Origin of the sequence: Pseudomonas sp. NFPP28, assembly GCF_900115535.1 — a bacterium.
Lineage (GTDB): Bacteria > Pseudomonadota > Gammaproteobacteria > Pseudomonadales > Pseudomonadaceae > Aquipseudomonas > Aquipseudomonas extremorientalis.
In genome coordinates this window covers 221,558-245,907 of record NZ_FOWT01000006.1, presented here as the reverse complement: position 1 = coordinate 245,907, position 24,350 = coordinate 221,558, and the positions used below count along the sequence as shown (strand labels likewise).

Here is a 24,350-nt window from a genome sequence, read left to right as displayed (position 1 = left end):
CGGAGCGCTCTCGATGTCCTCTTGTTTCAACCGCCGGTCCTCTTCGCCCGTGCTGTCCTTGCTGACGGCGGCCATCCTGCTGGCCGGTGCGCCAGTGATGACCGCCACCGCCGCCGAGCCTGCTCCGCGCAGCCATGGCAACTACAACTTCAGCATCGAGCAGCAATCGCTGGTCTCTGCACTCAACGCATTTACCGCCGTGACCGGCTGGCAGGTCGGCCTGCCGGCGGAACTGGCCCAGGGTGTGTCATCCCCTGGCGTACGCGGTCCGTTGTCGCCGGAAAAAGCCCTGGACCGGCTGTTGGTGGGGACCAACCTGAGCTATCGCAAGCTGGGCAGCAACAACATCATCCTGGAAAAACGCGCAGCGGGCGGCACCCTAAACCTGCAACAGGTAACCATCAGCGCCACCCGTAACGAGCAGGATGTGACCAGCGTACCGAGCACCGTCAGCGTGCAGGACCGCGAAGAACTGGACCGCCAGAACGTCAACAACATCCGCGAACTGGTGCGCTACGAGCCCGGCGTCTCGGTCGGCGGCGCGGGCACCCGCTCCGGTAACGCCGGCTTCAACATCCGCGGTATCGACGGCGACCGCATCCTCACCCAGGTGGACGGCGTGGAAGTGCCGGACAACTTTTTCAACGGCCCCTACGCCAAGACCCGTCGCAACTACGTCGACCCGGAGATCGTCAAGCGTGTGGAGATCCTGCGCGGTCCGGCCTCCGCCCTGTACGGCAGCAGCGCCATCGGTGGCGCCGTGAGCTACTTCACCCTCGACCCGGACGACATCATCAAGCCAGGCCAGGATTTCGGCGCCCGCCTCAAGACCGGCTACAGCTCCGCCGACGAAAGCTGGCTGACCTCCGGCACCGTCGCCGGCCGCGTGCAGGACTTCGATGGCTTGCTGCACCTGAGCCAGCGCAATGGCCACGAGACCGAATCCTACGACGGCAACAACGCCACCGGCCTGGCCCGCACCGGCGCCAACCCGGAGGACGCGCGCACCACCAACATCCTGGCCAAGCTCGGCTGGAACTATGGCGATGACAACCGCTTGGGCCTGACCTACGAGAAGTACAAAGACGATCGCGACGTCAACCTGAAGAACGCGGTAGGAGGCCCGTTCATCGGCGGCCGAGGCTTCAACCTCTACCGTGATCGTCGTGGCAACGACACCATTACCCGTGAACGTTTCGGCCTGGAAAACAGCTTCGCCCTCGAGTCGCCGATTGCCGACCGCATCAAGACCAGCCTCAATTACCAGATCGCCAAGACCGACCAGACCACCGCCGAGATCTATCAGTCAGGCCGTCGTGTCCTGCGCACCCGCGACACGCTCTACCAGGAAAAACAGTGGATTTTCGACGCCCAGCTCGACAAGGCGTTCAGCCTCGGTGAAACCGACCACCAGGTGACCTACGGCACCACCCTCAAGCAGCAGAAAGTCACCGGTTCGCGCGAGGGCAACGCGACCTGCGTGGCCGTCGGCAGTGGGTGCACCGCCATCGGTGCACCCAGCCCGATTGCCAGCGACAGTGTGAAGCAGTCCAGCGACTTCCCCGACCCGACCATCAACACGTATTCGCTGTTCGCACAGGACCAGATCACCTGGGACAAGTGGACCTTCCTGCCCGCCGTGCGCTACGACTACACCCAGCTCAAACCCAAGCTGACCCAGGAATTTCTCAACACCGTCAACCCGACAGGGGCGGACCCGGTGAGCGACAAGGAAAAAACCTGGCACCGTGTGACGCCCAAGTTTGGCCTGACGTACGCCCTGACGGATCAATACACCTGGTTCGGCCAGTACGCCGAAGGTTTCCGTACGCCGTCTGCCAAGGCCTTGTACGGCCGCTTTGAAAACCTGAACCTGGGCTACACCGTCGAGCCGAACCCCGACCTCAAGCCAGAAACCAGCAAAGGCGTCGAAACCGGGATTCGCGGCAAGTTCGACGAAGGCTCCTTCGAGATCGCCGTGTTTTACAACAAATATCGCGACTTTATCGACGAAGACAACGCCGTTGCCGGGGGCAGTCTTGAACAGTTCCAGGCCATCAACATCAAGCGCGCCACCATCAAGGGCGCCGAAGCCAAGGGCCGCCTGAACCTGGATGCCTTCGGTGCGCCGCAAGGTCTCTACACCCAGGGCTCGGTGTCCTATGCCTATGGCCGCAACGACGATAATGGCGAGCCGCTGAACAGCGTCAACCCGCTCAAGGGGGTCTTCGGCCTGGGCTACGACCAGGACAACTACGGTGGCCTGTTGAGCTGGACCCTGGTGAAAAAGCAGGATCGCGTCGACAGCACCACCTTCCACGCGCCGGACGGCGACACCAGCGGCCCCTTCAAGACCCCTGGCTTCGGTGTGGTCGACCTGACCGCCTTCTACAAAGTCACCCACGACGTGACCATCAACGGCGGCCTCTACAACCTCACCGACAAGAAGTACTGGAACTGGGATGACGTGCGCAGCTACGACAGTGTCGGCGAAGCCGCCGTGACCGGCCCAGCCAACCTCGACCGCCTGACCCAGCCGGGCCGCAACTTTGCGATCAACGTGATCTGGGACATCTAGCACCGCCCTACTCACCCCGTTGAAATTTCTTCGACGGGGTGAGGATTTTTTACTGTGCCGCGTCTTCTTGTTCGTCTAGTTGATAACAGCTCTCTTTCGGGCACCCAGGCGCATCCCTTCTCAAGGACTTTTCATGACCGCTTCCCCTACCGCAGAACGCGCAAGCCTGCGCTCCCAACGCCTGAACCAGATCACCAACGAGCCGCACACCAAGCTCGACGCACTGGTCAAGGCCCACGCCCCGTTTGAAACCCGGGCCAACTTCGCCCGTTTCGTGGTGGCGCAGTACCTGTTCCAATCGGAACTGGTGGCCCTGTACAACGATGCCGAACTGATCAAGATCGTGCCGGACCTGGCCGAACGTTGCCGTGCCGAAGCCGCCAAACTGGACCTGGGCGACCTGGACACCGAGGTGCCTGCACCGGTCGCCGGCGCCGTGAAAAACCCGAGCAAGGCCGAAGCCCTGGGCTGGCTGTTTGTGTCCGAAGGCTCCAAACTGGGCGCTGCGTTCCTGATCAAGCGTGCCGTGGGCCTGGGCCTGAGCGAAACCTTCGGTGCCCGTCACCTGGGTGAGCCGGCCGGTGGTCGCGCCGAAGGCTGGAAAAGCTTCACCCGTACCCTCGACGCCCTGGAGTTCAGTGCCGAAGAGGAAGCCGCAGTGGAAAAAGGTGCGATCGACGCGTTTGTACGCTTCACCGTCTTGCTCGAACAGGCGTACGCTAGCGCCCCTGAATTGGCCTGACATCCAGATTGAAATGCCATCAACTGTGGGAGGGGGCTTGCCCCCGATAGCAGAGTGCCAGTCAACGCTTCTCTAGCTGACACATCCCCATCGGGGGCAAGCCCCTCCAACAGTTGGCGCTCACTTCGCGACGTTACAAATAAACCATGACCCGCAAAACCCAATCCACCTCGAAAATCGCCCGGATCCTCTTCGGCCTGCTGGCCTATGTCAGCCTGGGCATTGGGTTGATCGCGATTGTCGTGCCGGGTTTGCCCACCACCGAATTCATCCTGCTGGCCGCCTGGGCCGCCACTAAAAGCTCGCCACGCCTCAGCGCCTGGCTGGAGAACCACCGGCTGTTCGGGCCGATCCTGTTCAACTGGCGCAACGGCAAGATCATCGCTCGCCGGGCCAAAGTCAGCGCCACTGTAAGCATGCTGCTGTGCGCCGTGCTGATGCTGGTGATGCTCGATCACGGCTGGCCGATCTACCTGGCCATTGCCGGAATGAGCCTGGGCAACCTGTGGATCTGGTCACGCCCGGAAAGGCTTGCAGCGCCTGTCTGACGCCGCATGTAGGTGTTTTCCTACCGCTCATCGCCTCTTTCTCATGAATTGATTTGTGACGCCGATGTTTCAGACATAGCGCTGAATGGACTTGGCTCTGCTGCATGCATCCCCACCAGTCCATTCGCGAGTGAGCCTATGTTCAACACCCTCTCCATCCGCCTGAAAATCGTGCTGCTGTCCGGCCTTTGCCTGTTGGGGGTGATAGCGCTGGTCGTCGGCATCAATATCTACAACACCAACCAGAATGATCTGTTGGTCAGCGATTCCAGCTCGCGCATGCTCACCGCCAGCGTGGAACAACTGCTGCAAGCCAGGGCCGCCGAGCAAGCGGTGCAGTTGCAGAAAACCTTTGGCGACAGCCTGATGGCGCTGACAGCGCTGGCCGACCAGATCAAGGATTTGCGCACCATGGCCAGCAAGCGTGGCCTGGAAGCCGGCGCGCTGCGCGAAGAAATCAACCAGAGCCTGAAAACCACCTTTGATCGCAACAGCAAAGTGCTGGGGTTCTGGCTGTCATTCGAACCCAACGGCCTGGACGGCAAGGACAGCGAGTTCGTCGATGACAAGGCACGCGTCTCCAACGAAACAGGGCGCTTCTCCAGCTATTGGAGCCGTGCCGGCGGTGAAGGCTTGAACACCATCATGGTCGAAGAAGACCTGAACAAGACCACCCTCACCCTCAACGGTACGCCCTACAACATCTGGTACACCTGCCCACGGGACACCCGCAATACCTGCCTGCTGGACCCCTATGAAGATACGGTGGCCGGCAAAAAGGTACTGATGACCACCATCGCCTCGCCACTGATCGTGGGGGGTAAACTCATCGGCGTCGTCGGTGTCGACATCGCCCTCACCGCCCTGCAAGCAACCGCCGACGCTGCACAGAAGGACCTGTTCAACGGCGCAGCGCACCTGGAGATTCTCTCCAGTACCGGCCTGATTGCCGCCTACAGCGGCGAGCCGGCCAAGGTCGGCAAGAACCTGATCGACACCCTCGGCGCCGAGGGCAAGGAAATCGTACAGTTGCTGGCCAGTGACAACCGCATGATCCGCGAACAGGACGACACCATCCGCGCCGTGTACCCGGTCAAGCCGATTGCCGACGCCAAATCCTGGGGCGTGGTGATCAAGCTGCCAAAAGCCGTGATGCTCGCCGACAACGTCAAGTTGCAGCGGGTGCTTGACGACGCCCAATCCGCCGGCACCCTGAAGGCACTGCTGGTGGCCGCCGCCGCCGGCCTGCTCGGTTTGCTATTGATCTGGCTGACCGCTACCGGCGTGACCCGGCCGATCAACAGCGTGGCCGCCATGCTCAAGGACATCGCCAGCGGCGACGGCGACCTTACCCAACGCCTGGCCTACGCCAAGAAGGATGAACTGGGCGAACTGGTGAACTGGTTCAACCGTTTCCTCGACAAGCTGCAACCGACCATCGCCCAGATCAAGCAAAGCATCACCGAAGCACGCGGCACCGCAGACCAGTCTTCGGCCATCGCACGCCAGACCAGCGAAGGCATGCAGGTGCAGTTCCGCGAAATCGACCAGGTGGCCACCGCGTCCAACGAAATGAGCGCCACCGCCCACGACGTCGCCAACAGCGCGTCCAATGCCGCCAGCGCGGCACGCGGTGCCGACCAGTCGGCGCGTGAAGGCATGTCGATCATCGAGCAGAGCACCCGCGACATCACCACCCTGGCCGAAGAAGTCAGCAAGGCCGTGGGCGAAGTCGAAGCCCTGGCGGTCAACAGCGAACAGATTGGTTCAGTGCTGGAAGTGATCCGCAGCATTGCCGAGCAGACCAACCTGCTGGCCCTTAATGCCGCCATCGAAGCGGCACGCGCCGGGGAAAGCGGCCGAGGGTTTGCGGTGGTAGCCGACGAAGTGCGTAACCTGGCCAAGCGTACCCAGGATTCGGTGGAGGAAATCCGCCTGGTGATCGAGCGCATCCAGAGCGGCACCCGTGGCGTGGTGGCGACCATGCATTCCAGCCAGAGCCAGGCCCAGAGCAATGCCGGGCAGATCCATCAGGCGGTGCAGGCCTTGGGCAAGATCAGCGATGCGGTGACCGTGATCAGCGACATGAACCTGCAGATCGCCAGCGCCGCCGAACAGCAGAGCGCCGTGGCCGAAGAGGTGAACCGCAACGTCTCGGCGATCCGTACCGTGACCGAAACCCTCACCGGCCAGGCCACCGAGTCGGCGGCCATCAGCAGCCAACTCAATGCACTGGCCAGCCAGCAGATGAAGTTGATGGATCAGTTCAGGGTGTAAACCCAATTTCAAAAACAACACAGTTCCAATGTGGGAGGGGGCTTGCCCCCTCCCACAGTTTGATCACTTTGGATTTAGAGACCGGTCCAGGCACTGACAAACTGCGTCAGGTCTTCTTTAGCCGCGGTACGCGGCGGGTTCTGCGGTGTGCCCAGGTACAGGAAGCCAATCACCTCCTCATCCGCCGTCAGCCCCAGGCCTTTGGCCACGTGGGCCGAGTAGGACAATTCCCCGGTGCGCCATACCGCACCAATCCCCTGGGCATACGCCGCCAACAGGATGCCATGAGCCGCACAGGCAGCAGCCAGCAGTTGCTCGGACTTGGGCACCTTGAAGTGCTCCTGCAAACGGGCAATCACCACCACCACCAACGGCGCGCGCAACGGGCCGTTCTGGGCCTTGTCGATCACCGCCTGTGGCGCATCGGCGTCTTGCAGCCGGGCCGCTTCGGCCAACAAGGTGCCCATCTGTTCGCGAGCAGCGCCTTCAACCGTGAGGAAGCGCCAAGGGCGCAGTTGGCCGTGGTCGGGCGCACGCATGGCGGCGGCAAACAGCACATCGCGCTGCTCCTGGGTCGGCGCCGGTTCCAGCAGGCGCGGCACGGAAACACGGTTGAGCAAAGCGTCGAGAGCCTGCATGGGCCACCTCCAGAAAAAAATGTGCGGTCATTCTAGCGGGAATGAATCGGGATGCCACCAAACGATAATTGCTCTTATTCATTGCGCCCTGCCCTGTTAGACTTTGCGACCTTATTTTCCGCCGTGGTTCAGGAAATTCGATGTCCCCTTCGCTTTTTCGCCTGTCCGCAGCCTTGCTGGCCTTGAGCCTGGCTGGCTGCGATGACGCGCCCAGGTTTACCAAGGCCGAGCCGGGTGAATCACGGGCGGGCGGTGCTGCGACGGTGAACAAGCGCGACCAGAACGCGTTTTCCCTGCCCTCGGCCAACCTGTCGCCCACCCGCCGCCTGGATTTCAGCGTCGGCAACAGCTTCTTTCGCAGCCCCTGGGTGATCGCACCGTCCACCACCACGGCGCGTGATGGCCTCGGCCCGCTGTTCAACACCAACGCCTGCCAGAACTGCCATATAAAAGACGGTCGTGGTCACCCACCGCTGCCCGATGCACCCAACGCGGTGTCGATGCTGGTACGCCTGTCGATTCCGGATGCGCCCGCCTATGCCAAGGCCATCGAGCAGATTGGTGTGGTGCCCGAGCCGGTCTACGGTGGGCAATTGCAGGACATGGCCGTGCCCGGCGTGCCGCCGGAAGGCAAGGTGCGGGTCGATTACACGCCGGTCAACGTGACATTCAAGGACGGCACGGTGGTCGAGTTGCGTAAACCCGACCTGCAGATCACCCAGCTTGGCTACGGCCCGATGCACCCCGACACGCGCTTTTCCGCACGCATCGCGCCGCCGATGATCGGCCTGGGCTTGCTCGAAGCCATCAGCGACGCCGACATCCTACGCAACACCGACCCGAAGACCGCCGACAAGCAAGCCATTGTCGGCCGCGCCAATTGGGTCTGGGACGACGCCCAGCAAAAAACCGTGCTCGGGCGTTTTGGCTGGAAAGCCGGGCAACCCAACCTCAATCAACAAAATGTTCACGCGTTCTCTGGTGATATGGGCCTCACCACATCCCTGAGACCCTTTGATGACTGCACCGATGCCCAAGTCGCCTGCAAACAGGCCCCCAACGGCAATGGCCCCGATGGCGAGCCGGAAGTCAGCGACAACATCCTGCGCCTGGTGCTGTTCTACACGCGCAACCTGGCGGTGCCGGCGCGCCGTGGCGTCAACACGCCGCAGGTGCTGGCCGGTAAAAACCTGTTCTATCAAGCCGGCTGCCAGGGTTGCCACACGCCTGCATTCACCACGGCCGCCAATGCCGCCGAACCTGAACTGGCCAACCAGGTGATCCGCCCCTACAGCGACCTGCTGTTGCACGACATGGGACCGGGCCTCGCCGACAACCGCACAGAATTCAAGGCCGGTGGCCGCGACTGGCGCACGCCGCCGTTGTGGGGCATTGGCCTGACGCAAACCGTGAGTGGCCATACCCAGTTCTTGCATGACGGCCGCGCCCGCAGCCTGCTCGAAGCCGTGCTGTGGCATGGCGGTGAAGCCCAAGCGGCGCAGCAGCATGTGTTGTCCTTCAATGCCGAGCAGCGCGCAGCGTTGCTGGCGTTCCTGAATTCTTTATAAGCTTCGCCCCACTTATAGAAGGGAGCTCGACATGTTCCGTCCCAAGTTGTTGTTCACCAGCCTGGCCGCCCTCGCCCTAGGCGCCTGCTCGCCGCAAGACCCGCAAGCAGTGACCTCTGCGGCCATCGCCAAGCAAGTGATCCTGCCGACCTACAGCCGCTGGGTCGAAGCCGACCGCCAACTGGCCGTCAGCGCGCTGGCCTACTGCCAGGGCAAGGAGAGCCTGGACACCGCGCGTGCCGATTTCCTGCATGCACAAAAGGCTTGGGCCGAGCTGCAACCGCTGCTGATCGGGCCGCTGGCCGAGGGCAACCGTTCGTGGCAGGTGCAGTTCTGGCCGGACAAGAAGAACCTGGTCGGCCGCCAGGTCGAGCAACTGGTCGCCAGCCAGCCGCAGATCGACGGCGCCGCCCTGGCCAAGTCCAGCGTGGTGGTGCAAGGCCTGTCCGCCTACGAATACATCCTCTACGACGCCAAGACCGACATCGCCGACGACGCACAAAAGGCCCGTTACTGCCCGCTGCTGGTCGCCATCGGTGACCGTCAGAAGGCCCTGGCCGAAGAGATCCTGGCCAGCTGGAACAGCACCGACGGCATGCTGGCGCAGATGACCAAGTTTCCGAACCAGCGCTACGCCGATTCCCACGAAGCCATTGCCGATCTGCTGCGCGTGCAGGTCACCGCACTGGACACCCTGAAGAAAAAACTCGGCACGCCGATGGGCCGCCAGACCAAGGGTATCCCGCAGCCGTTCCAGGCCGATGCATGGCGCAGCCAGTCGTCCCTGCAAAGCCTCGAAGCCAGCCTCGCGGCAGCCCAGACCGTATGGGTCGGCGTCGACAACAAAGGCCTGCGTGGCCTGCTGCCGTCCGAGCAGAAGCCGTTGGCCGACAAGATCGACGCCGCCTATGCCGCGTCGCTGAAACTGTTCGCCAGCAACCAGCGCACCCTCAACGAACTGTTGAACGATGACGCTGGGCGCCAGCAGCTCAACGATATCTATGACAGCCTCAACGTCGTCCACCGCCTGCACGAGGGCGAGCTGGCCAAGGCGCTGGGCATCCAACTGGGCTTTAACGCCAACGACGGTGACTGATGATGCTCAGGCGACAGGCTTTGGCCATCGGCAGCGTGCTGCTCAGTGCTCTCACACTGGGTGGCTGGACGCTGTTCAAAAGCAAAGACAAGGGCCCGCTGCTGCTCTCGGCGCGGGATGATGCGGACGGCAAGCACTACGCCGTGGGTTACCGCCTGGACGGCAGGCAGGTATTTGCCACCCAGGTCGGCCAGCGCTGCCACGACATCATCAACCACCCGACGCTGCCGATTGCGCTGTTTGTCGCCCGTCGCCCGGGCACCGAGAGTTACCTGATCGACCTGCGCGATGGCGCGCTGCTGCAAACCATCACCTCCCGGGTCAACCGCCACTTCTATGGCCACGCGGTCATTCACAAGAGCGGCGACTGGCTGTACGCCACCGAGAACGACACAACCGACCCCGGCCGTGGCCTGCTCGGTGTGTACCGGTTCGAAGGCGAGCGGCTGGTGCATACCGGCGAGATCTCCACCCACGGCATCGGCCCGCACCAGGTGTCGTGGATGCCCGACGGCGAGACCCTGGTGGTGGCCAACGGCGGCATTCGTACCGAAGCCGAAAGCCGCGTGGAGATGAACCTCGACGCCATGGAACCGAGCCTGGTGCTGATGCAGCGCGACGGTACCTTGATCAGCAAGGAAACCCTCGGCCAGCAGATGAACAGCGTGCGGCACATGGGGATCGCCAGCGATGGCACCATCCTCACCGGGCAGCAGTTCATGGGGGCATCACAGGAGCGTTCCGAGTTGCTGGCGATCAAGCGTCCGGGGCAGCCATTCGTGGCGTTTCCGGTGGCGGACGAGCAGTTGCAGGCGATGGGGCACTACACAGCCAGCGTCGCAGTGCACAGCGAATTGCGCCTGGTGGCGTTGACTGCCCCACGGGGCAACCGCTTCTTTATCTGGAACATGGACAGCGGCGAGCTGCGCCTGGACGGACCGCTGCCCGACTGCGCCGGCGTGGGCGCGGTCGAGGATGGGTTTGTCGTGACCTCGGGCCAGGGCCGTTGCCGGTTCTACGATTGTCGCCAGAAACAGTTGGTGGCAACGCCGCTGGAGTTGCCGGCAGGGCTTTGGGATAACCATCTGCATCTGATCTGAGTGCAGGTCGCTTCTCACCCGACACGAGCCGAATGCCACGTTAAGCAACGGCTCGCTGTTACGCCTGCTTGATATCAGAAGGGGGAAGTAACTCAGAAATCTCTGAGAGTAAGTTGAGTTCGGCAATACCTTAAGAAGTAGAAGATACTCGCCGTAGGCACTTTCGCACTCTATGGAACGAATTCGGAACATTTACCACTTAGCTACGTGACTTTAATCACTACACAAGCCAGGAGAATAAATGTTCAACCTTATAACGCTCAACGGTATGCAGTCAGCGCACACACCGCCCGCCAATCGATCGCCGTGCCCATCTGAATCGCCAGCCACTAACTATCCCTGTGGACCGGATACCCGCAACTCCAATACAGACCAAAAGACTCAGGTTATACGCGCCAACCCTCCATCCCATCCCACTGGACGCCCATGGGGCGATAACCGCGGCGCACGTGAAATGGTCGACAGCAATCCCAGACTTAAAGAGTATTATTTCGGACCGCACCCAGAAAGTGACTTCGACCGGGCTTATAAAAAGGTTGGTAACTTTTCGATTGATAACCCCGACCCCAATGATCGGGCAGACAGGATGTACGATTTCTCGCAAGTGGTCGGGTACATCACATCAGGCACGGACAGCAGAGCATCACCTACACCTGGGCGACCGATATATGATGGCTATAATGGCCCCGGAAAGCCGCCCACAAAAAACTCAAATTATGAACTGTTCTTGAACTTCCTCGAGAACGGTTATTCGGCCCTGAAAGACCCAGCCAAAGATACAGAGAAAAACAAAAAAAACGATATAACCGAAAATAATACACAAGCTAAAACTTCCGACACACCTCCAGATACAGAGAAAACTGTAACACCTAAAACAACGACGCCCCCCATCAGTGGCACTGAGGCCAAACGCCCAGAATTAAACACCGACGTCGCACCCACTGGCCCTACGGGAAGGCCAGAGTGGGATAAGCGGTTAGCAGGTCAGATTCTCAAAGAGAATCGTGAGATTGTAAATAGCCGACCTAAAATCATTCCCGATGAATGGTTAATAGAGGTTGTCGGTAACTATACTCCTAGTAATCCAGACCCAGTAAGCCAAGCTAATGCTGCTTACTACTTGGTACGTCTACTCCACTACATTGACTCTTTAACAACCGAACTTAGCCATCGTAACCATATGCCCACGGACCCTGCCGACCCAGAAAAAAACTTTTCCCCCTACCAATACAAAAACAACGGAAAAATTGACGGTGAACGCTACTCACCCCTTCCTCCTCCATTTAATTACGCAACAATCGACGCAGGCAGTGAGGCTGCCATCTTGTATAGGGTCGCCCACGAAAGGTCCTACTCAGCCCTGCCAACTGATAAAACCGAGTACTCCAAGCAGACAAAAATAGCGTACCCTGAAGTTGGAGCTTTGCCGCCCAAAAAACATAACTACGAAGTTCCCACATAATGCCAAGTTAACGTTGACACTCATAAACCGACAGCACCTTCAACGAGGCAACACGGCAAATAAAGCAATGCCCCCACAGCATTCTTTACGACTTTACAACCAGAGTACCTGACCTACAAAACGGCTCAATAAGTTATACACGCACTGAGGCCGAACATTAAAAACACTAAAGAAAGTTACGCCCTTCTACTTTAACAAGCCCAAAAAAGGCCTCGTAACGCGAGGCCTTTTCATTTTGCCTTTAAACTCATCAACTCTGTGGCCTCATCCCTTGAGACATGCCAAACATGAACAGCAACAACTCATGATCGGGCTTGGCCGCCGTGCTCGCCTTGGCAACGCGCGGCAACAGGCATTGCGCGCCACCCTGCGTTGCACTGAGCACCTGGGTGCGAGGCTGTTCCCACGCCGCCAGCGCCAGGGCTGCAACGCCCAGCGCCCCGACCAGGAACAGACCTCGTGCTATTTCTAGCTTCATCTGGTTAAACCCTTGATAGCGCTGCCAAACGCCGTCTCGTAAAAGTAGCTGAGTTTCTTCCAGTCGGTATCGTTCCACGACGAATGGCGGCGCAATTGCAGCATGTCATGGGAGGCGGCCCGATAAGCGGTCAGGCGCTGGCGGCATTTCTCGAAGTCCAGCAGCGCCACTTCGACGTTGGCCGAGTCACCCTCGCCCGTCACCCGCACAAAGATATGCTTGATGTAGAGGCAGCCATGCTGCCATCGGCCCTTGTGCATGCGCGCCAGGGTGCCGGCCAGTTCCTGGAGCACACGCTCATGCACCAGTTCGCCGTATTGCTCGCGGCCACCGGCGGCGTACCAGTTCTCGATTTCGTCGAAACCGTCGAGGGCGGCAGTGACCAGCAGCGCTTTCCATTGGTGCTCGGGGTCGCGGCGCGCTTCGCAAAACACCATTTCCGGCACACGCACGTCCAACAAACGCAAGCCCTTGAGGGCATCGCGCTCACGCAGCACCGTCGGGCGGCCAAACGGATGCAGCCAACTGCGGTAGATGTGCCCGGTCTGGCGCTTGCTGTAGAGCAAGCGTCCGTTGGGGCTGATCACACGCTGCACACCGCTTTCACCACCACGGCGACGATTGGGCTCTTCGACCCACTCGCCTTGCTGGTGCCAGAAATAATCGAATCGTTCCTCGGGAGCTACGTGACTGCCTGCTACGCACTCAACTGCCATCCTGTTACCTCTTGCGTAATACGTACACTCGCCACATGGCGTAGAGCGGTATGAAGTCCAGGGACTCCTGGACACGGAAGCCGGCTTCCTCAAACTCTGCTTCAACAGTAGCAGCCGGTAACACAAATCTGTTTTGGTAACCTTCCTGCTCACCTTTCTTGCGACGCTGCTGTTCGAGCCGCTTGCGTTTCCAGGCCTTGAAATTGCCATCGACCCACAACGAAACAATCACGCTGTCACGGGTAACGCGTTGAAACTCGCGCAATATCGCCACGCGATGCGCCGGATCACCAATGTGGTGCAACAGGCGCATACAGAAAATGCTGTCGACCGCGTTATCTGGCAAAGCAATATCAAAGGCCGATGTCTGCAAGGGTCGTACCCGTTTCACCACATCGGCGGGCTGGGCTGCCATTGCCACCTTCAACATCGACGCCGAGTTGTCGGCGCCAATGATCACGCGGTTGGGCTTTTCCGCCAGCAAGGGCCAGAAACGCCCGGCGCCGCAGGGCAAGTCCAGCACCAGGCCAGGCTCACCCGCCATCGCCAGCGCGCCACGGGCCAATTGCTCGTCGCGTTTGTGGGACAACCGGCGCGCCAGATTGTCCTGATGCTTGAGCAAATATTCTTGAGCGTGTTCGTCGTCGTACTTTTCGGAAAATTCGAGCTTGATCGGGGTAGGCATCAACGGGTCTCCAGTAGCTGATGCCTACAACGTTAAGCAGCGCACTGTGATTAACAGGTCAACCCGTTGTGAAAAACTTGTCCTGTCCAGCCCTATACATTTCAAGACTTTACAGACTCACGCAATAGCATGGGGCCATCTTCGCCGAATTACCGGGATCTCTGGCAGGATAGCGGCAGGGGATGGCGTCAGGCGTTGACCTGACTCAATTGCACATGAAAGCGGCAGCCGTTGGGCTCCATGGTACTGAGGCTGACGCTCCAGCCCTGGTTCTCGCAGATGCGCTGCACCAGCGACAACCCCAAACCCAGGCCCTCACCGCGCTTCTCGCTGCCGCGTACGAACGGCTCGAACATCGCCTCGCGCTTGTCCTCGGGGATACCGACACCGCTGTCCTCCACGATAAATCCGCTCGGTTCCAGGGTCAGCCGGATAAACCCCTGCTCGGTGTAGTGCAGGGCATTGCGCAGCAGGTTGCCCATCACCGCATGCAGGAAGGTGGTGTTATAGCGCGTATCCAGGGGGGTGCCGGGCTGATAGATCAGTTCCAGGCCTTTGTGCTCGATGGGCTCGCGCCAGATGCCGAGCAGATCTTCGGCCACCTGCGTCAGGCTGACCTGGGGCGACATTGCCGCTTCGTCATGCTGGGCACGGGCCAGCATCAGGAAAGTCTGCACCAGTTCGCGCATTTCTTCGCAGGCCCGGGCAATGCGCAGCACCTGGTTGCGCCCGCGCTGATCGATGGCGGGGTTTTCCAGCAGCAGTTCGCAGGAGCTGGCCAACACCATCAAGGGTGTGCGCAGCTCATGGCTCACGTCACTGGTAAACAGCTGTTCACGGGACAGGGCCTGGCGCAGCCGTCCCAATGTGGCGTCGAACGCCACCGCCAGTTCGCCCACTTCATCCGCCGCGTAATCCGGCGCCAAGGGCGGGGCCAGGCCGAGCAATTGGTCACGGTGGCGCACCTGACGGGCCAGGCGCACCACCGGCGCCATCACTTTGCGCGCCAGCACCCAGCCGAGGAACACCGCCAGCGCCAGGCTGAGCACAAAGCCCACCAGCACCACGGCGAACAACACGCGCTCGCGCTCTTCGAAATCGCTTTGGTCCTGCAACAGTACGTAGCGCCGCCCGTCGACCACTTCGACCATGGCGTGGTACGACAGCGCCTCGCGGAATACTTCATGGAAACCGGGCTCAAGGTGGCGTAGGTCCTTGGGCAACTCGAAGTCGCCGGGGCCACCACTGAAATAAAACAGCTGGTCCGGCTCGGGCCGGTGCCGCCAGTCCTCGACGGTGTCCATCAGCAGCAGGCGTTGCAAGTCGCCGCCCAGGCCCGCCGAGATCAACTTCTCTTCCACCAGGTGCACCGTCGCCACGATACCCATGGCGAAGGCCCCCGCCACCAACGCACTCATCAAGGCAAAGGCGATGATGATCCGTTGCGCAAGGCTTTGCTTAAACTCCATCACGACCCTCGGCCAGGCGATAACCCACACCGTGCACCGTCTGCAGCAACGGCTTGGCAAAAGGTTTATCGATCACCTGGCGCAATTGGTGAACGTGGCTGCGCAGGCTGTCACTGTCCGGGCAGTCATCGCCCCACAGGGCTTCTTCGAGAATTTCGCGGCGCAGCACGTGCGGGCTCTTCTGCATCAGCACCGCCAGCAGTTTCAGGCCGACCGGGTTGAGCTTGAGCAGGCGCCCTTCGCGGGTAACTTCCAGGGTATCGAGATCGTAGCTCAGGTCACCGACCTGCAGGGCGCGGCGACCGCCGCCCTGGGCACGGCGCAGCACGGCTTCGATACGTGCGGCCAGTTCCGATAGCGCAAACGGTTTGAGCAGGTAATCGTCGGCGCCGGACTTGAAGCCCTGCAGCCGGTCGTCCAACTGATCGCGGGCAGTGAGCATGATCACCGGCGTATCGCGGCGGGCGTCTTCACGCAGGCGTTTGCACAGGGTGTAGCCATCAATGCCGGGCAGCATGATATCGAGCACGATCAGGTCGTAATGCTCGGTGGCGGCCAGGTGCAAGCCCGACAAACCGTCCTGCGCACAGTCCACGGTGTAGCCCTTCAGCCCCAGGTAGTCGGCCAGGTTGGCCAGAATATCGCGGTTGTCTTCAACCAGTAGAATTCGCATGGGCAGTGTCTCCGTACGCGGTAACGGCCGTGTTGGCTCGCGCAGCTTAAGGCCAAGTGTGGCTCAGGGATAGACCCGCAAGCGCCGTCGATAAAGGTTTTCAACCGATTAATTAGTCGAACGAGTTTTTCACTATAGCTTCACAAACTGACTACAGTGTCAGAGCGAAGATCGCGCCCATCGATATAAGGAAGTTGGACATGGGGTTTCTCAAAACAGCGCCTATGCGCTATTTGCTGCTGGTCACCGGTGCCTGGCTGTTGGTTTTCCTGCTCACGCGCAGCGTGCTGCTCATCACTCACCTGGACGAAGTCGGTGGCAACCTGCTGCCGGTGTTTGGCGTGGGCCTGCTGTACGACCTGGGCTTTCTGGCCTATGCCGCCCTGCCACTGGGGTTGTATCTGCTGCTGTGCCCACCTGCCCTCTGGCGCCGTCGCGGTCACCGCTGGTTCCTGCAGGCGGTACTGACCGTCAGCCTGTTCGCCATGCTGTTCACCTCGGTCGCCGAATGGTTGTTCTGGGATGAATTCGGCGTGCGCTTCAACTTTATCGCCGTCGATTACCTGGTGTACTCCGATGAGGTGTTGAACAACCTGCTGGAGTCCTACCCGATCGGCAAGCTGCTCAGCCTGCTGGCGATGCTCGCCGTTGTGTTGAGCCTGGCTCTGCGCAGACCGTTCATCGCCGCGATGAATGCACCGCTGCCGGCAATGCGGGGTCGCCTGGTCAATGCCCTGGGCCTGTTGGTGGTTGCTGGCCTCAGCCTGCAACTGATCAGCCAGGACAGCCCACGCGCCCAAGGTGGCAACGCCTACAAGAACGAACTGGCGAGCAATGGCCCGTATCAGTTTTTCGCCGCGTTCCGTAACAACGAACTGGACTACACCCAGTTCTATAAAAGCCTGCCCGCGGACGTTGTCGCCAAACAGTTGCGCGCCGAACTGAGTGAGCCCAATGCTCGCTTCATCGACAAGGACCCCTTGGATATCCGCCGCGCCATCGATAACCCCGGCACGCCGCGCACACCCAATATCGTGCTGGTGACCATCGAAAGCTTCAGCGCCAAATACATGGGCAGCAACGGTGACGAGCGCAACCTGACGCCCAACCTGGATGCGCTGCGCAAACAAAGCCTGTATTTCAATAATTTCTATGCCACCGGCACCCGCACTGACCGAGGCCTGGAGGCCATCACCCTGGCGATCCCACCCACGCCGGGCCGCTCCATTGTCAAGCGCATCGGCCGCGAAAGCGGCTTTGCCAGCCTGGGCCAGCAACTCACCGCCATCGGCTACGACAGCGTGTTCGTCTACGGCGGACGTGGCTACTTCGACAATATGAATGCGTTCTTCAGCGGCAACGGCTATCGGGTCGTCGACCAGAGCAGCGTGCCAGAATCGGAGATCTCATTTAAAAACGCCTGGGGCATGGCCGACGAAGACCTCTACAAACAAACCCTGAAACTGGCCGATGCCGACTACGCCAAGCAGCAGCCGTTCCTGCTGCAACTGATGACCACCTCCAACCATCGCCCCTACACGTACCCGGATGGGCGCATCGATATCAAATCCGGTAACGGCCGCGACGGTGCGGTGAAGTACACCGACCACGCCATCGGTGAGTTCCTGGAGGCGGCACGCCAGAAGCCGTGGTTCGATAACACGATCTTCGTGTTTGTCGCCGACCACACTGCCGGCAGCGCGGGCAAGGAAGACTTGCCCATCAGCAACTACCAGATACCGCTGTTCATCTACGCCCCCAAGCTGGTCGACGCCCGGGAAACCGCGCAACTGGCCAGCCAGATCGACCTGGCGCCCACCTTGCTCGGCCTGCTCAACCTGAGCTACGAATCGACCTTCTTCGGTCGCAACCTGCTGCAAGACAACCCACTGCCACCCCGTGTGGTGGTCGGCAACTACCAGCACCTGGGGCTGTTTGACGGTAAAGACCTGGCGATCCTCAGCCCGCGCCAGGGCCTGCGTCGCCACGATCAGGCCCTGGGTGAAAGCCAGGAGCTGCGGGTGGGCAGTGATGACCCGCTGATCCTGCGCGCCATCACCTACTACCAGGCCGCCAGCTATGGCTTCAAACAACAGTTGCTGGGCTGGAAAGCGCCGAAGGTCGCAGAACCCGCCATCAGCGCCCGCTGATCGCCACGCGTGGCCCTTGCCTCCTGCGGGGCAAGGGCGTAACACTTGCGCCCATTCTCCGGCGACGACGCCTTTTCATGTCCGACACCCTGCTGCTGATCGAAGATGACCGCCCACTGGCCGCCCTGACGGCGGAGTTCCTGCGCGCCGAAGGTTTCAGCGTGGCGGTGGAGCACCGTGGCGACCGTGCCGCCCAGCGTATTCTCGACGAAAAACCGGCGTTGTTGATTCTGGATGTGATGCTACCCGGCATCGACGGTTTTACCCTGTGCCGACAGATCCGCGAGCAGTACCCCGGCCTGATCCTGATGATGACGGCGCTGGACGAAAACGCCGAGCAACTGACGGGGTTCAACGTCGGTGCGGACGATTACGTGGTCAAACCGGTCGACCCGCTGTTGTTGCTGGCCCGTATCCGCTCGCTGCTGCGTCGCCATCCCCAGGCGCCCCGTACGTATTACCAATGGGGCACGTTTCGATTGGACCTCGACTGCCATTTCGCCTGGCTCGATGAGGTGCCCTTGCAGTTCTCGGTGGCCGAGTTCGAATTGCTTGCGATCTTCGCCCGCCACTGCGGGGTGTTGCTGACCCGGGAAAAACTCCTGCAAAGCCTGCGCGGCCTGGAGTACGACGGGCTCAATCGCTCGGTGGATATGCGCGTATCGCGCCTGCGCAAAAAGCTGATGGGCCTGGGCTGCCCGGTGACGATCCAGACCATCACCGCCCAGGGCTACCTGTTTGTCGAGACACCGCAAGAGGCCCGGCATGTTCTCTAGAGTGCGACCCTGGATGGCGATTCTCGCGGGCACCGGCTGGGGCGCGTTGACCCTGTATTTGCTGTGGCTGTGCGCCAATGCCTCGGTGTTTGTCGGCGAATACAGCTTTTTGCGCTTGATGGCCGGACCGGGCTATCTGGTGGCGGAGCAGCTCAAGGCCTTGCCGGCTGACCAGCGTGAAGCGCGTATGGAGGTACTGCGCGCGCGCTTCCAGTACCCGATCCGGCTCGTCACCCTGGATGAGGTCGAACTGCCGCCCGAAGCGCTGATCATGCTTCAGCACCAGCAACCGGCGCAGAGCAGCGATGAAGACATCACCTATTTCCCGCTCGACGACAAAACGCTGATCCAATTCGGCCCGATGTGGGGCACCGCCGAGGTCAAGGACCTGCTGCAATTCCCGGTGTATGGGATCACCGCGTGCGTGGCCGGCCTGCCGCTGGTGCTGTGGATGTGGTTCGGTCTGCGCGCACGCCGCCAGCGTAGTGCCGACTTGCAAGCGCTCGATAGCTGCCTGGCTACCCTGGCCCGTACCCCCAATGCGATGCTGCCAGCCATGGGCAAGGAATGGGCGCCCGTGCTGCAGACCTTGCAGCAACATGCCCAAGACATCAACGCCATGAGCGAACGTCACCGAGAGGTTTCCCAGGCCGTCTCCCATGAGTTGCGCACGCCGCTGGCACGCATGCGTTTTGCCTTGACCCTGCTGGGCAAAAGCGATGACCCGTCCACGCGCATACGCTTGCAGGAACGCCTGCAAACCGATGTGGAAGAGCTTGAAGCCCTGGTGCGCGCCAGCCTGGCCTTTGCCCGGATGGCGGGCGCCCCCGCCGACCTGCAGCATGAGCCCATCCCTATCCGTGACTGGCTGCATCAGGAGTTTGCCTTGCTCGACGGGCACCAGCGGCGCCTGAGCCTGGACACCGAGCCGGCGGACCTGCAATTGATCGGCGACCGCGCCTTGTTGCATTTGATCGTGCGCAACTTGTTGAGTAATGCAATCACCTACGCCCGTGACCAAGTGAGCGTCAGCGCTGCCCACCAGGATGACCAGCACCTGGTGCTGCATGTGGACGACGACGGCCCCGGCATACTCGCCGAAAACCGCGAAAAGATATTCGAGCCGTTTGTACGACTGGCCATGGGCGGCGATGACCCCGGCGGCTTCGGCCTCGGGCTGGCACTGGCCAGGCGCGCCAGCCAATGGCATCGCGGTGAGTTGTCCGTGGCGCGCAGCCCGTTGGGCGGGGCACGCCTGACCCTGATCCTGCCGCTGCGCCCGCAATAGCCTGCGTGTTACAGCCTGTGACAGTGAACCGTTGGCATTCTCCGTAATCTCGCCACCTGATCCAGGGTTGCCCCTGCGCCCTGGGTCCCCGTCCTCTGGACCCGGTTGGAGAGCCCGTTCATGCGTCCCCAAAAACAGCATTTATCCACGTTGATGCTATCGCTGTGTATCGTCGCCAGCGCGCTGCTGGCCAGTCAGGCGGCTGCCGTGAGCCGCGCAGCGCCTGACTTCACTGGTTCGATCAAGTCACCCGGCTACGACGCCCACACCCTTAAACTGCTGGGCGAGGTGACCATGTCCAGCCGCTGGCGGCGGCCCATACCCAGGCCACGCACTAAAGCCGCGACTCTGTCTGCCCAAGGCCCGCTCGGCCACACGTCTGCACCGTGGTCCGCTGCACGTGTGCCCTCGGCGCTTGCCAGGGGGATGACATTCAAGAAGCTGTTGCGACGCGGCGGCATGGGTTGAGCGGTCAACCGGACATAAAAAAACCCCGCCTGCATCACTGCAGGCGGGGTTTTTTATGAGCCGGGTAAGGCTGGCTTACATCATGCCGCCCATGCCACCCATGCCGCCCATGTCTGGCATGCCGCCGCCACCGCCTACTTCGGCTTTCTTCGGAGCGTCAGCGATAGCCGCTTCGGTGGTCAGAATCAGGCCGCCGATGGAGGATGCTGCTTGCAGTGCGGAACGAGTCACCTTGGTAGGGTCCAGGATGCCCATTTCAATCATGTCGCCGTAGACGCCAGTCGCAGCGTTGTAACCGTAGTTACCTTTGCCGTTCTTGACTTCGTTGACCACAACGCTTGGCTCGTCGCCGGAGTTGGCAGCGATCTGACGCAGCGGCGCTTCAACAGCGCGACGCAGCACAGCGATACCCACGTTCTGGTCAGCGTTGTCGCCGGTCAGGTTGGTCAGGGCTTCCAGAGCACGGATCAGCGCAACGCCACCGCCAGGTACCACGCCTTCTTCAACGGCTGCGCGGGTTGCGTGCAGGGCGTCTTCAACGCGGGCCTTCTTCTCTTTCATTTCAACTTCGGAACCGGCGCCAACCTTGATCACTGCAACGCCGCCGGACAGCTTGGCCAGACGCTCTTGCAGTTTTTCACGGTCGTAGTCCGAGGAAGTTTCGGCAACCTGGGCACGGATCTGAGTGATACGCGACTGGATGTCCTGATCTACACCAGCACCGTCAACGATGATGGTGTTTTCCTTGGAGATGGTCACGCGCTTGGCGCTACCCAGGTTTTCCAGGGTGGCGCTTTCCAGGCTCAGGCCGATCTCTTCGGAGATAACGGTAGCGCCGGTCAGTACGGCGATGTCCTGCAGCATGGCCTTGCGACGGTCGCCGAAGCCTGGCGCCTTGACGGCTGCGACTTTAACGATGCCACGCATGTTGTTCACAACCAGCGTCGCCAGGGCTTCGCCTTCAACGTCTTCGGAAACGATCAGCAGTGGGCGGCCGGCTTTGGCCACGGCTTCCAGCACTGGCAGCAGTTCGCGGATGTTGGAGATCTTCTTGTCGACCAGCAGGATCAGCGGGCTGTCCAGCTCGGCAACCATGGTTTCCGGCTTGTTGACGAAGTATGGGGACAGGTAGCCACGGTCGAACTGCATGCCTTCGACAACCGACAGTTCGTTTTCCAGGCCCGAGCCTTCTTCCACGGTGATCACGCCTTCCTTGCCGACTTTTTCCATGGCTTGGGCAATGATGTCACCGATGGAGCTGTCGGAGTTGGCGGAGATGGTGCCTACCTGAGCGATAGCCTTGGTGTCGGCACATGGCTTGGACAGGTTTTTCAGCTCGGCAACGATGGCGATGGTCGCCTTGTCGATGCCGCGCTTGAGGTCCATCGGGTTCATGCCGGCAGCGACGGCCTTGTAGCCTTCGTTGACGATGGCCTGGGCCAGGACGGTCGCGGTGGTGGTACCGTCGCCTGCGTCATCGTTGGCACGGGAGGCAACGTCTTTGACCAACTGCGCGCCCATGTTTTCGAAACGGTCTTCCAGTTCAATTTCTTTGGCGACGGAAACGCCGTCCTTGGTGATGGTCGGAGCGCCGAAGCTCTTCTCGATGATCACGTTACGGCCTTTCGGGCCCAGGGTCGCTTTTACTGCGTCAGCCAGGACGTTGACACCGGTGAGCATTTTCTTGCGGGCGGAATCGCCGAATTTAACTTCTTTAGCAGCCATGATCGATATTCCTTAAATACTTTGGAGTAACGGGAAAATGAGCGGGGAAATCAGTCTTCCAGAACAGCGAGAATCTCGTTCTCAGCCATAACCAGCAGGTCTTCGCCGTCGACTTTCACTGTGTTGCTGCCGGAGTAAGGGCCGAAAACAACCTTGTCACCCACTTTCACGGCCAGCGCGCGTACATCACCGTTCTCCAGGGTCTTGCCTGGGCCCGCAGCGACGATCACACCGTGGTTGGCTTTTTCAGCAGCCGAACCTGGCAGAACGATACCGCCAGCGGTTTTCTTTTCTTCTTCGCTGCGACGGATTACGACGCGGTCGTGCAGAGGACGAAGCTTCATTGTCGATCTCTCCTAATTGTGTTTTTCATCGGCCGGTATCAATTCCGGCGGGTTAAATTCCGGCGGTGCCGGTCGCGGTTCGCGGGGCGAAACACGGAAGTCTGTCCAGTGTCACCACCAGAAACCTTGCGGTGACCGTTACATAAGGGCGCATATGCTTATTACAAGGGGCCGGGGATGAAAATTTTTGTGTCTGCCTGCGGTTAAACGCAGCACGGCACCCGAAGGTGCCGTGCCAATGAAGCGGTTATTTGCTGTCGCGGTGTTCGAACTCGCCTTCGATCACATCCCCTTCACGCCCCAGCGGCTGGCGCGGAGCGGGGCCGCCACGGGGTTGCAGGTCGTCGGCGAAAGCTCGCTGGCGAATCGCCGCCTCTTCGGCACGCTGGCGCATCTTGCCGGCCAGCAGCTTGCGGGTGAACGGCAGCAGCATCACCAGGCCGACCACATCGCTGATGAAGCCCGGCAGGATCAACAGGCCACCCGCCAGGGCCATCATCAGGCCTTCAAGCATGGTCTGGGCGGGCAGCTCGCCACGGTTTAGGCTTTCACGGGCACGCAGCGCCGTGGCCAGGCCGGCGACGCGCAGCACCAAAACGCCGAGCATCGAGCCGAGAATGATCAGCAACAGGGCCGGGAAAAACCCGATCGCGCTGCTGACTTGAACGAATACGAACAGCTCCAACACCGGGAACAGCAGAAAGAGCAATAAAAAAGGGCGCATCAAATGGTTCCTCAACGCAAGAATGCCTTGCCAGTCCACCTTAGATGACGTCGCCGTTTCGTGAATTCAAGCGTTGGCGCTGGCTTTTTTCGGCCAGGCCTCGGCGTGGGCCAATGAAACCAGGGCTTCGCGTACTTGTGTCGGCGTGTTGCAAGGCTCCGCAAACGGCAACCAATATAAGGATTGGCCGATACGCAAGTGCATGCCTTCGCTGTCGATGCCGGCCAATTGGGCGGGCTCGGAGGTGGGCAAACCGCTGAGATCGACGTAATGGGCAATGGCCTTGGCGTGATCGCTGTTCATGTGCTCGATCATGCTGCGCTCGGCCTTGCCGGCGAACGGGTTGGCCAGGGTCAACTGGTCGACCCAGTGAATCGCGCCAAAGCCACCGATGTACCGGTGGCGTACGGGTTTGAGTACCCAGAAGTCGAAGTCGTGGGCCTTGTGGTAGTTGGCCGAATCCGGGAAGTAGCGGTAATAACGCTCGGCCGCCGCCTCGATGGCGTCGCCCTCCTCCAGTTTTTCCGCTTCGGCCAGGTAGGTCAGGCGCCCGACGGCCTGCACATCATCGGCCTCGCGTTCCCCCACCAGCAGCGAACACTTGGGGTCTTTCTGCAGGTTGTGGGTGTGCTGGGCGATACGGCTGATCAGGATCAACGGGCGACCCTGCTCGTCGAGGCAATACGGTACGACCGAGCCGAACGGGAAGCCGGGCATGGCTTTGGACAAAGTGGAGAGAGCCCCACGGTATTCCTTGAGCAACAGCTCTCGGGCGTTCTTGGCAACCTGTGCGCTCAACGTATGACTCCTCGGGTATTCAGCCGCCCATGGCATATGGGAATGGA

General features: G+C 60.8%; 22 protein-coding genes and 1 pseudogene. 13 read left to right on the top strand and 10 right to left on the bottom strand.

Going from position 1 to position 24,350, the window contains the following annotated elements:
- Positions 1–13 precede the first annotated feature (13 nt).
- The 5 genes and pseudogenes from BM110_RS17560 (at position 14) to BM110_RS30205 (ending at position 6,145) form a co-directional block, all read left to right on the top strand.
- Positions 14–2,578 (top strand): TonB-dependent receptor, encoded by a 2,565-nt coding sequence (locus BM110_RS17560; RefSeq protein ID WP_093513899.1) that lies wholly within the window; start codon positions 14–16, stop codon positions 2,576–2,578.
- Between the two features lie 133 nt (positions 2,579–2,711).
- Positions 2,712–3,320: a biliverdin-producing heme oxygenase gene (locus BM110_RS17555; protein ID WP_071489315.1), complete on the top strand. Its 609-nt coding sequence runs from the start codon at positions 2,712–2,714 to the stop codon at positions 3,318–3,320.
- Positions 3,321–3,466: 146 nt separating this feature from the next.
- Complete coding sequence (locus tag BM110_RS17550) at positions 3,467–3,868, top strand: YbaN family protein (protein WP_093513898.1); 402 nt, start codon at positions 3,467–3,469, stop codon at positions 3,866–3,868.
- A gap of 138 nt (positions 3,869–4,006) precedes the next feature.
- Positions 4,007–5,287: pseudogene (locus BM110_RS30210) on the top strand (HAMP domain-containing protein); the annotation flags it as partial.
- Between the two features lie 102 nt (positions 5,288–5,389).
- Complete coding sequence (locus tag BM110_RS30205; RefSeq protein ID WP_370468593.1) at positions 5,390–6,145, top strand: methyl-accepting chemotaxis protein; 756 nt, start codon at positions 5,390–5,392, stop codon at positions 6,143–6,145.
- Between the two features lie 74 nt (positions 6,146–6,219).
- On the opposite strand, the gene BM110_RS17540 is transcribed toward BM110_RS30205, so the two are convergent.
- A complete protein-coding gene (locus BM110_RS17540; protein WP_071489312.1) occupies positions 6,220–6,783 on the bottom strand; it encodes an NAD(P)H nitroreductase in 564 nt (187 codons plus the stop codon).
- Between the two features lie 140 nt (positions 6,784–6,923).
- Here BM110_RS17540 and BM110_RS17535 point away from each other — a divergent pair, with 140 nt between their 5' ends.
- The 4 genes from BM110_RS17535 to BM110_RS29405 all read left to right on the top strand — a co-directional run bounded on the left by BM110_RS17535 (position 6,924) and on the right by BM110_RS29405 (position 12,009).
- Entirely contained in the window at positions 6,924–8,351 is a 1,428-nt protein-coding gene (locus BM110_RS17535) for a di-heme oxidoreductase family protein (RefSeq protein ID WP_093513897.1), read from the top strand.
- A gap of 31 nt (positions 8,352–8,382) precedes the next feature.
- Positions 8,383–9,447, top strand: coding sequence for an imelysin family protein (locus BM110_RS17530; RefSeq protein ID WP_071489310.1), 1,065 nt, complete (start codon positions 8,383–8,385; stop codon positions 9,445–9,447).
- A 2-nt stretch (positions 9,448–9,449) separates the two neighbouring features.
- Positions 9,450–10,547, top strand: coding sequence for a DUF1513 domain-containing protein (locus BM110_RS17525; protein WP_093513953.1), 1,098 nt, complete (start codon positions 9,450–9,452; stop codon positions 10,545–10,547).
- 454 nt (positions 10,548–11,001) lie between these two features.
- Entirely contained in the window at positions 11,002–12,009 is a 1,008-nt protein-coding gene (locus BM110_RS29405) for a hypothetical protein (RefSeq protein WP_139220339.1), read from the top strand.
- Between the two features lie 250 nt (positions 12,010–12,259).
- Here the strand turns inward: BM110_RS29405 and BM110_RS17520 are convergent, their stop codons facing one another.
- The 5 genes from BM110_RS17520 to colR form a co-directional block, all read right to left on the bottom strand.
- Positions 12,260–12,487: a hypothetical protein gene (locus tag BM110_RS17520; protein WP_028617789.1), complete on the bottom strand. Its 228-nt coding sequence runs from the start codon at positions 12,485–12,487 to the stop codon at positions 12,260–12,262.
- Positions 12,484–13,203: a lipopolysaccharide kinase InaA family protein gene (locus BM110_RS17515; protein ID WP_092246795.1), complete on the bottom strand. Its 720-nt coding sequence runs from the start codon at positions 13,201–13,203 to the stop codon at positions 12,484–12,486. The genes BM110_RS17520 and BM110_RS17515 overlap by 4 nt, the downstream gene beginning before the upstream one ends.
- 4 nt (positions 13,204–13,207) lie before the next feature.
- Positions 13,208–13,888 (bottom strand): class I SAM-dependent methyltransferase, encoded by a 681-nt coding sequence (locus BM110_RS17510; RefSeq protein ID WP_092246792.1) that lies wholly within the window; start codon positions 13,886–13,888, stop codon positions 13,208–13,210.
- Positions 13,889–14,076: 188 nt separating this feature from the next.
- A complete protein-coding gene (locus tag BM110_RS17505; RefSeq protein WP_092246789.1) occupies positions 14,077–15,357 on the bottom strand; it encodes a sensor histidine kinase in 1,281 nt (426 codons plus the stop codon).
- Complete coding sequence (gene colR / locus BM110_RS17500; protein ID WP_003175870.1) at positions 15,347–16,030, bottom strand: two-component system response regulator ColR; 684 nt, start codon at positions 16,028–16,030, stop codon at positions 15,347–15,349. The genes BM110_RS17505 and colR overlap by 11 nt, the downstream gene beginning before the upstream one ends.
- A 200-nt stretch (positions 16,031–16,230) precedes the next feature.
- Here colR and BM110_RS17495 point away from each other — a divergent pair, with 200 nt between their 5' ends.
- The 4 genes from BM110_RS17495 to BM110_RS17480 all read left to right on the top strand — a co-directional run bounded on the left by BM110_RS17495 (position 16,231) and on the right by BM110_RS17480 (position 20,712).
- Entirely contained in the window at positions 16,231–18,180 is a 1,950-nt protein-coding gene (locus BM110_RS17495; RefSeq protein WP_093513896.1) for an LTA synthase family protein, read from the top strand.
- A 77-nt stretch (positions 18,181–18,257) separates the two neighbouring features.
- Entirely contained in the window at positions 18,258–18,956 is a 699-nt protein-coding gene (locus BM110_RS17490) for a response regulator (RefSeq protein ID WP_092246783.1), read from the top strand.
- Complete coding sequence (locus tag BM110_RS17485) at positions 18,946–20,244, top strand: ATP-binding protein (protein ID WP_092246779.1); 1,299 nt, start codon at positions 18,946–18,948, stop codon at positions 20,242–20,244. The genes BM110_RS17490 and BM110_RS17485 overlap by 11 nt, the downstream gene beginning before the upstream one ends.
- 120 nt (positions 20,245–20,364) lie before the next feature.
- Positions 20,365–20,712, top strand: a complete 348-nt coding sequence (locus BM110_RS17480; RefSeq protein WP_092246776.1) for a hypothetical protein — start codon at positions 20,365–20,367, stop codon at positions 20,710–20,712.
- Between the two features lie 75 nt (positions 20,713–20,787).
- On the opposite strand, the gene groL is transcribed toward BM110_RS17480, so the two are convergent.
- The 4 genes from groL to BM110_RS17460 form a co-directional block, all read right to left on the bottom strand.
- The gene (gene groL / locus BM110_RS17475) at positions 20,788–22,437 is read right to left on the bottom strand and encodes a chaperonin GroEL (RefSeq protein ID WP_092246773.1); all 1,650 of its coding nucleotides are present in this window, start codon (positions 22,435–22,437) and stop codon (positions 20,788–20,790) included.
- Positions 22,438–22,487: 50 nt separating this feature from the next.
- Positions 22,488–22,781 (bottom strand): co-chaperone GroES, encoded by a 294-nt coding sequence (locus BM110_RS17470; protein ID WP_003193940.1) that lies wholly within the window; start codon positions 22,779–22,781, stop codon positions 22,488–22,490.
- A 247-nt stretch (positions 22,782–23,028) separates the two neighbouring features.
- Positions 23,029–23,505 (bottom strand): FxsA family protein, encoded by a 477-nt coding sequence (locus tag BM110_RS17465; protein ID WP_016975517.1) that lies wholly within the window; start codon positions 23,503–23,505, stop codon positions 23,029–23,031.
- A gap of 66 nt (positions 23,506–23,571) precedes the next feature.
- Positions 23,572–24,303 carry a HugZ family pyridoxamine 5'-phosphate oxidase gene (locus BM110_RS17460; RefSeq protein ID WP_093513895.1) on the bottom strand — a complete coding sequence of 244 codons (732 nt, stop codon included), beginning with the start codon at positions 24,301–24,303 and terminating at the stop codon, positions 23,572–23,574.
- Positions 24,304–24,350 lie beyond the last annotated feature (47 nt).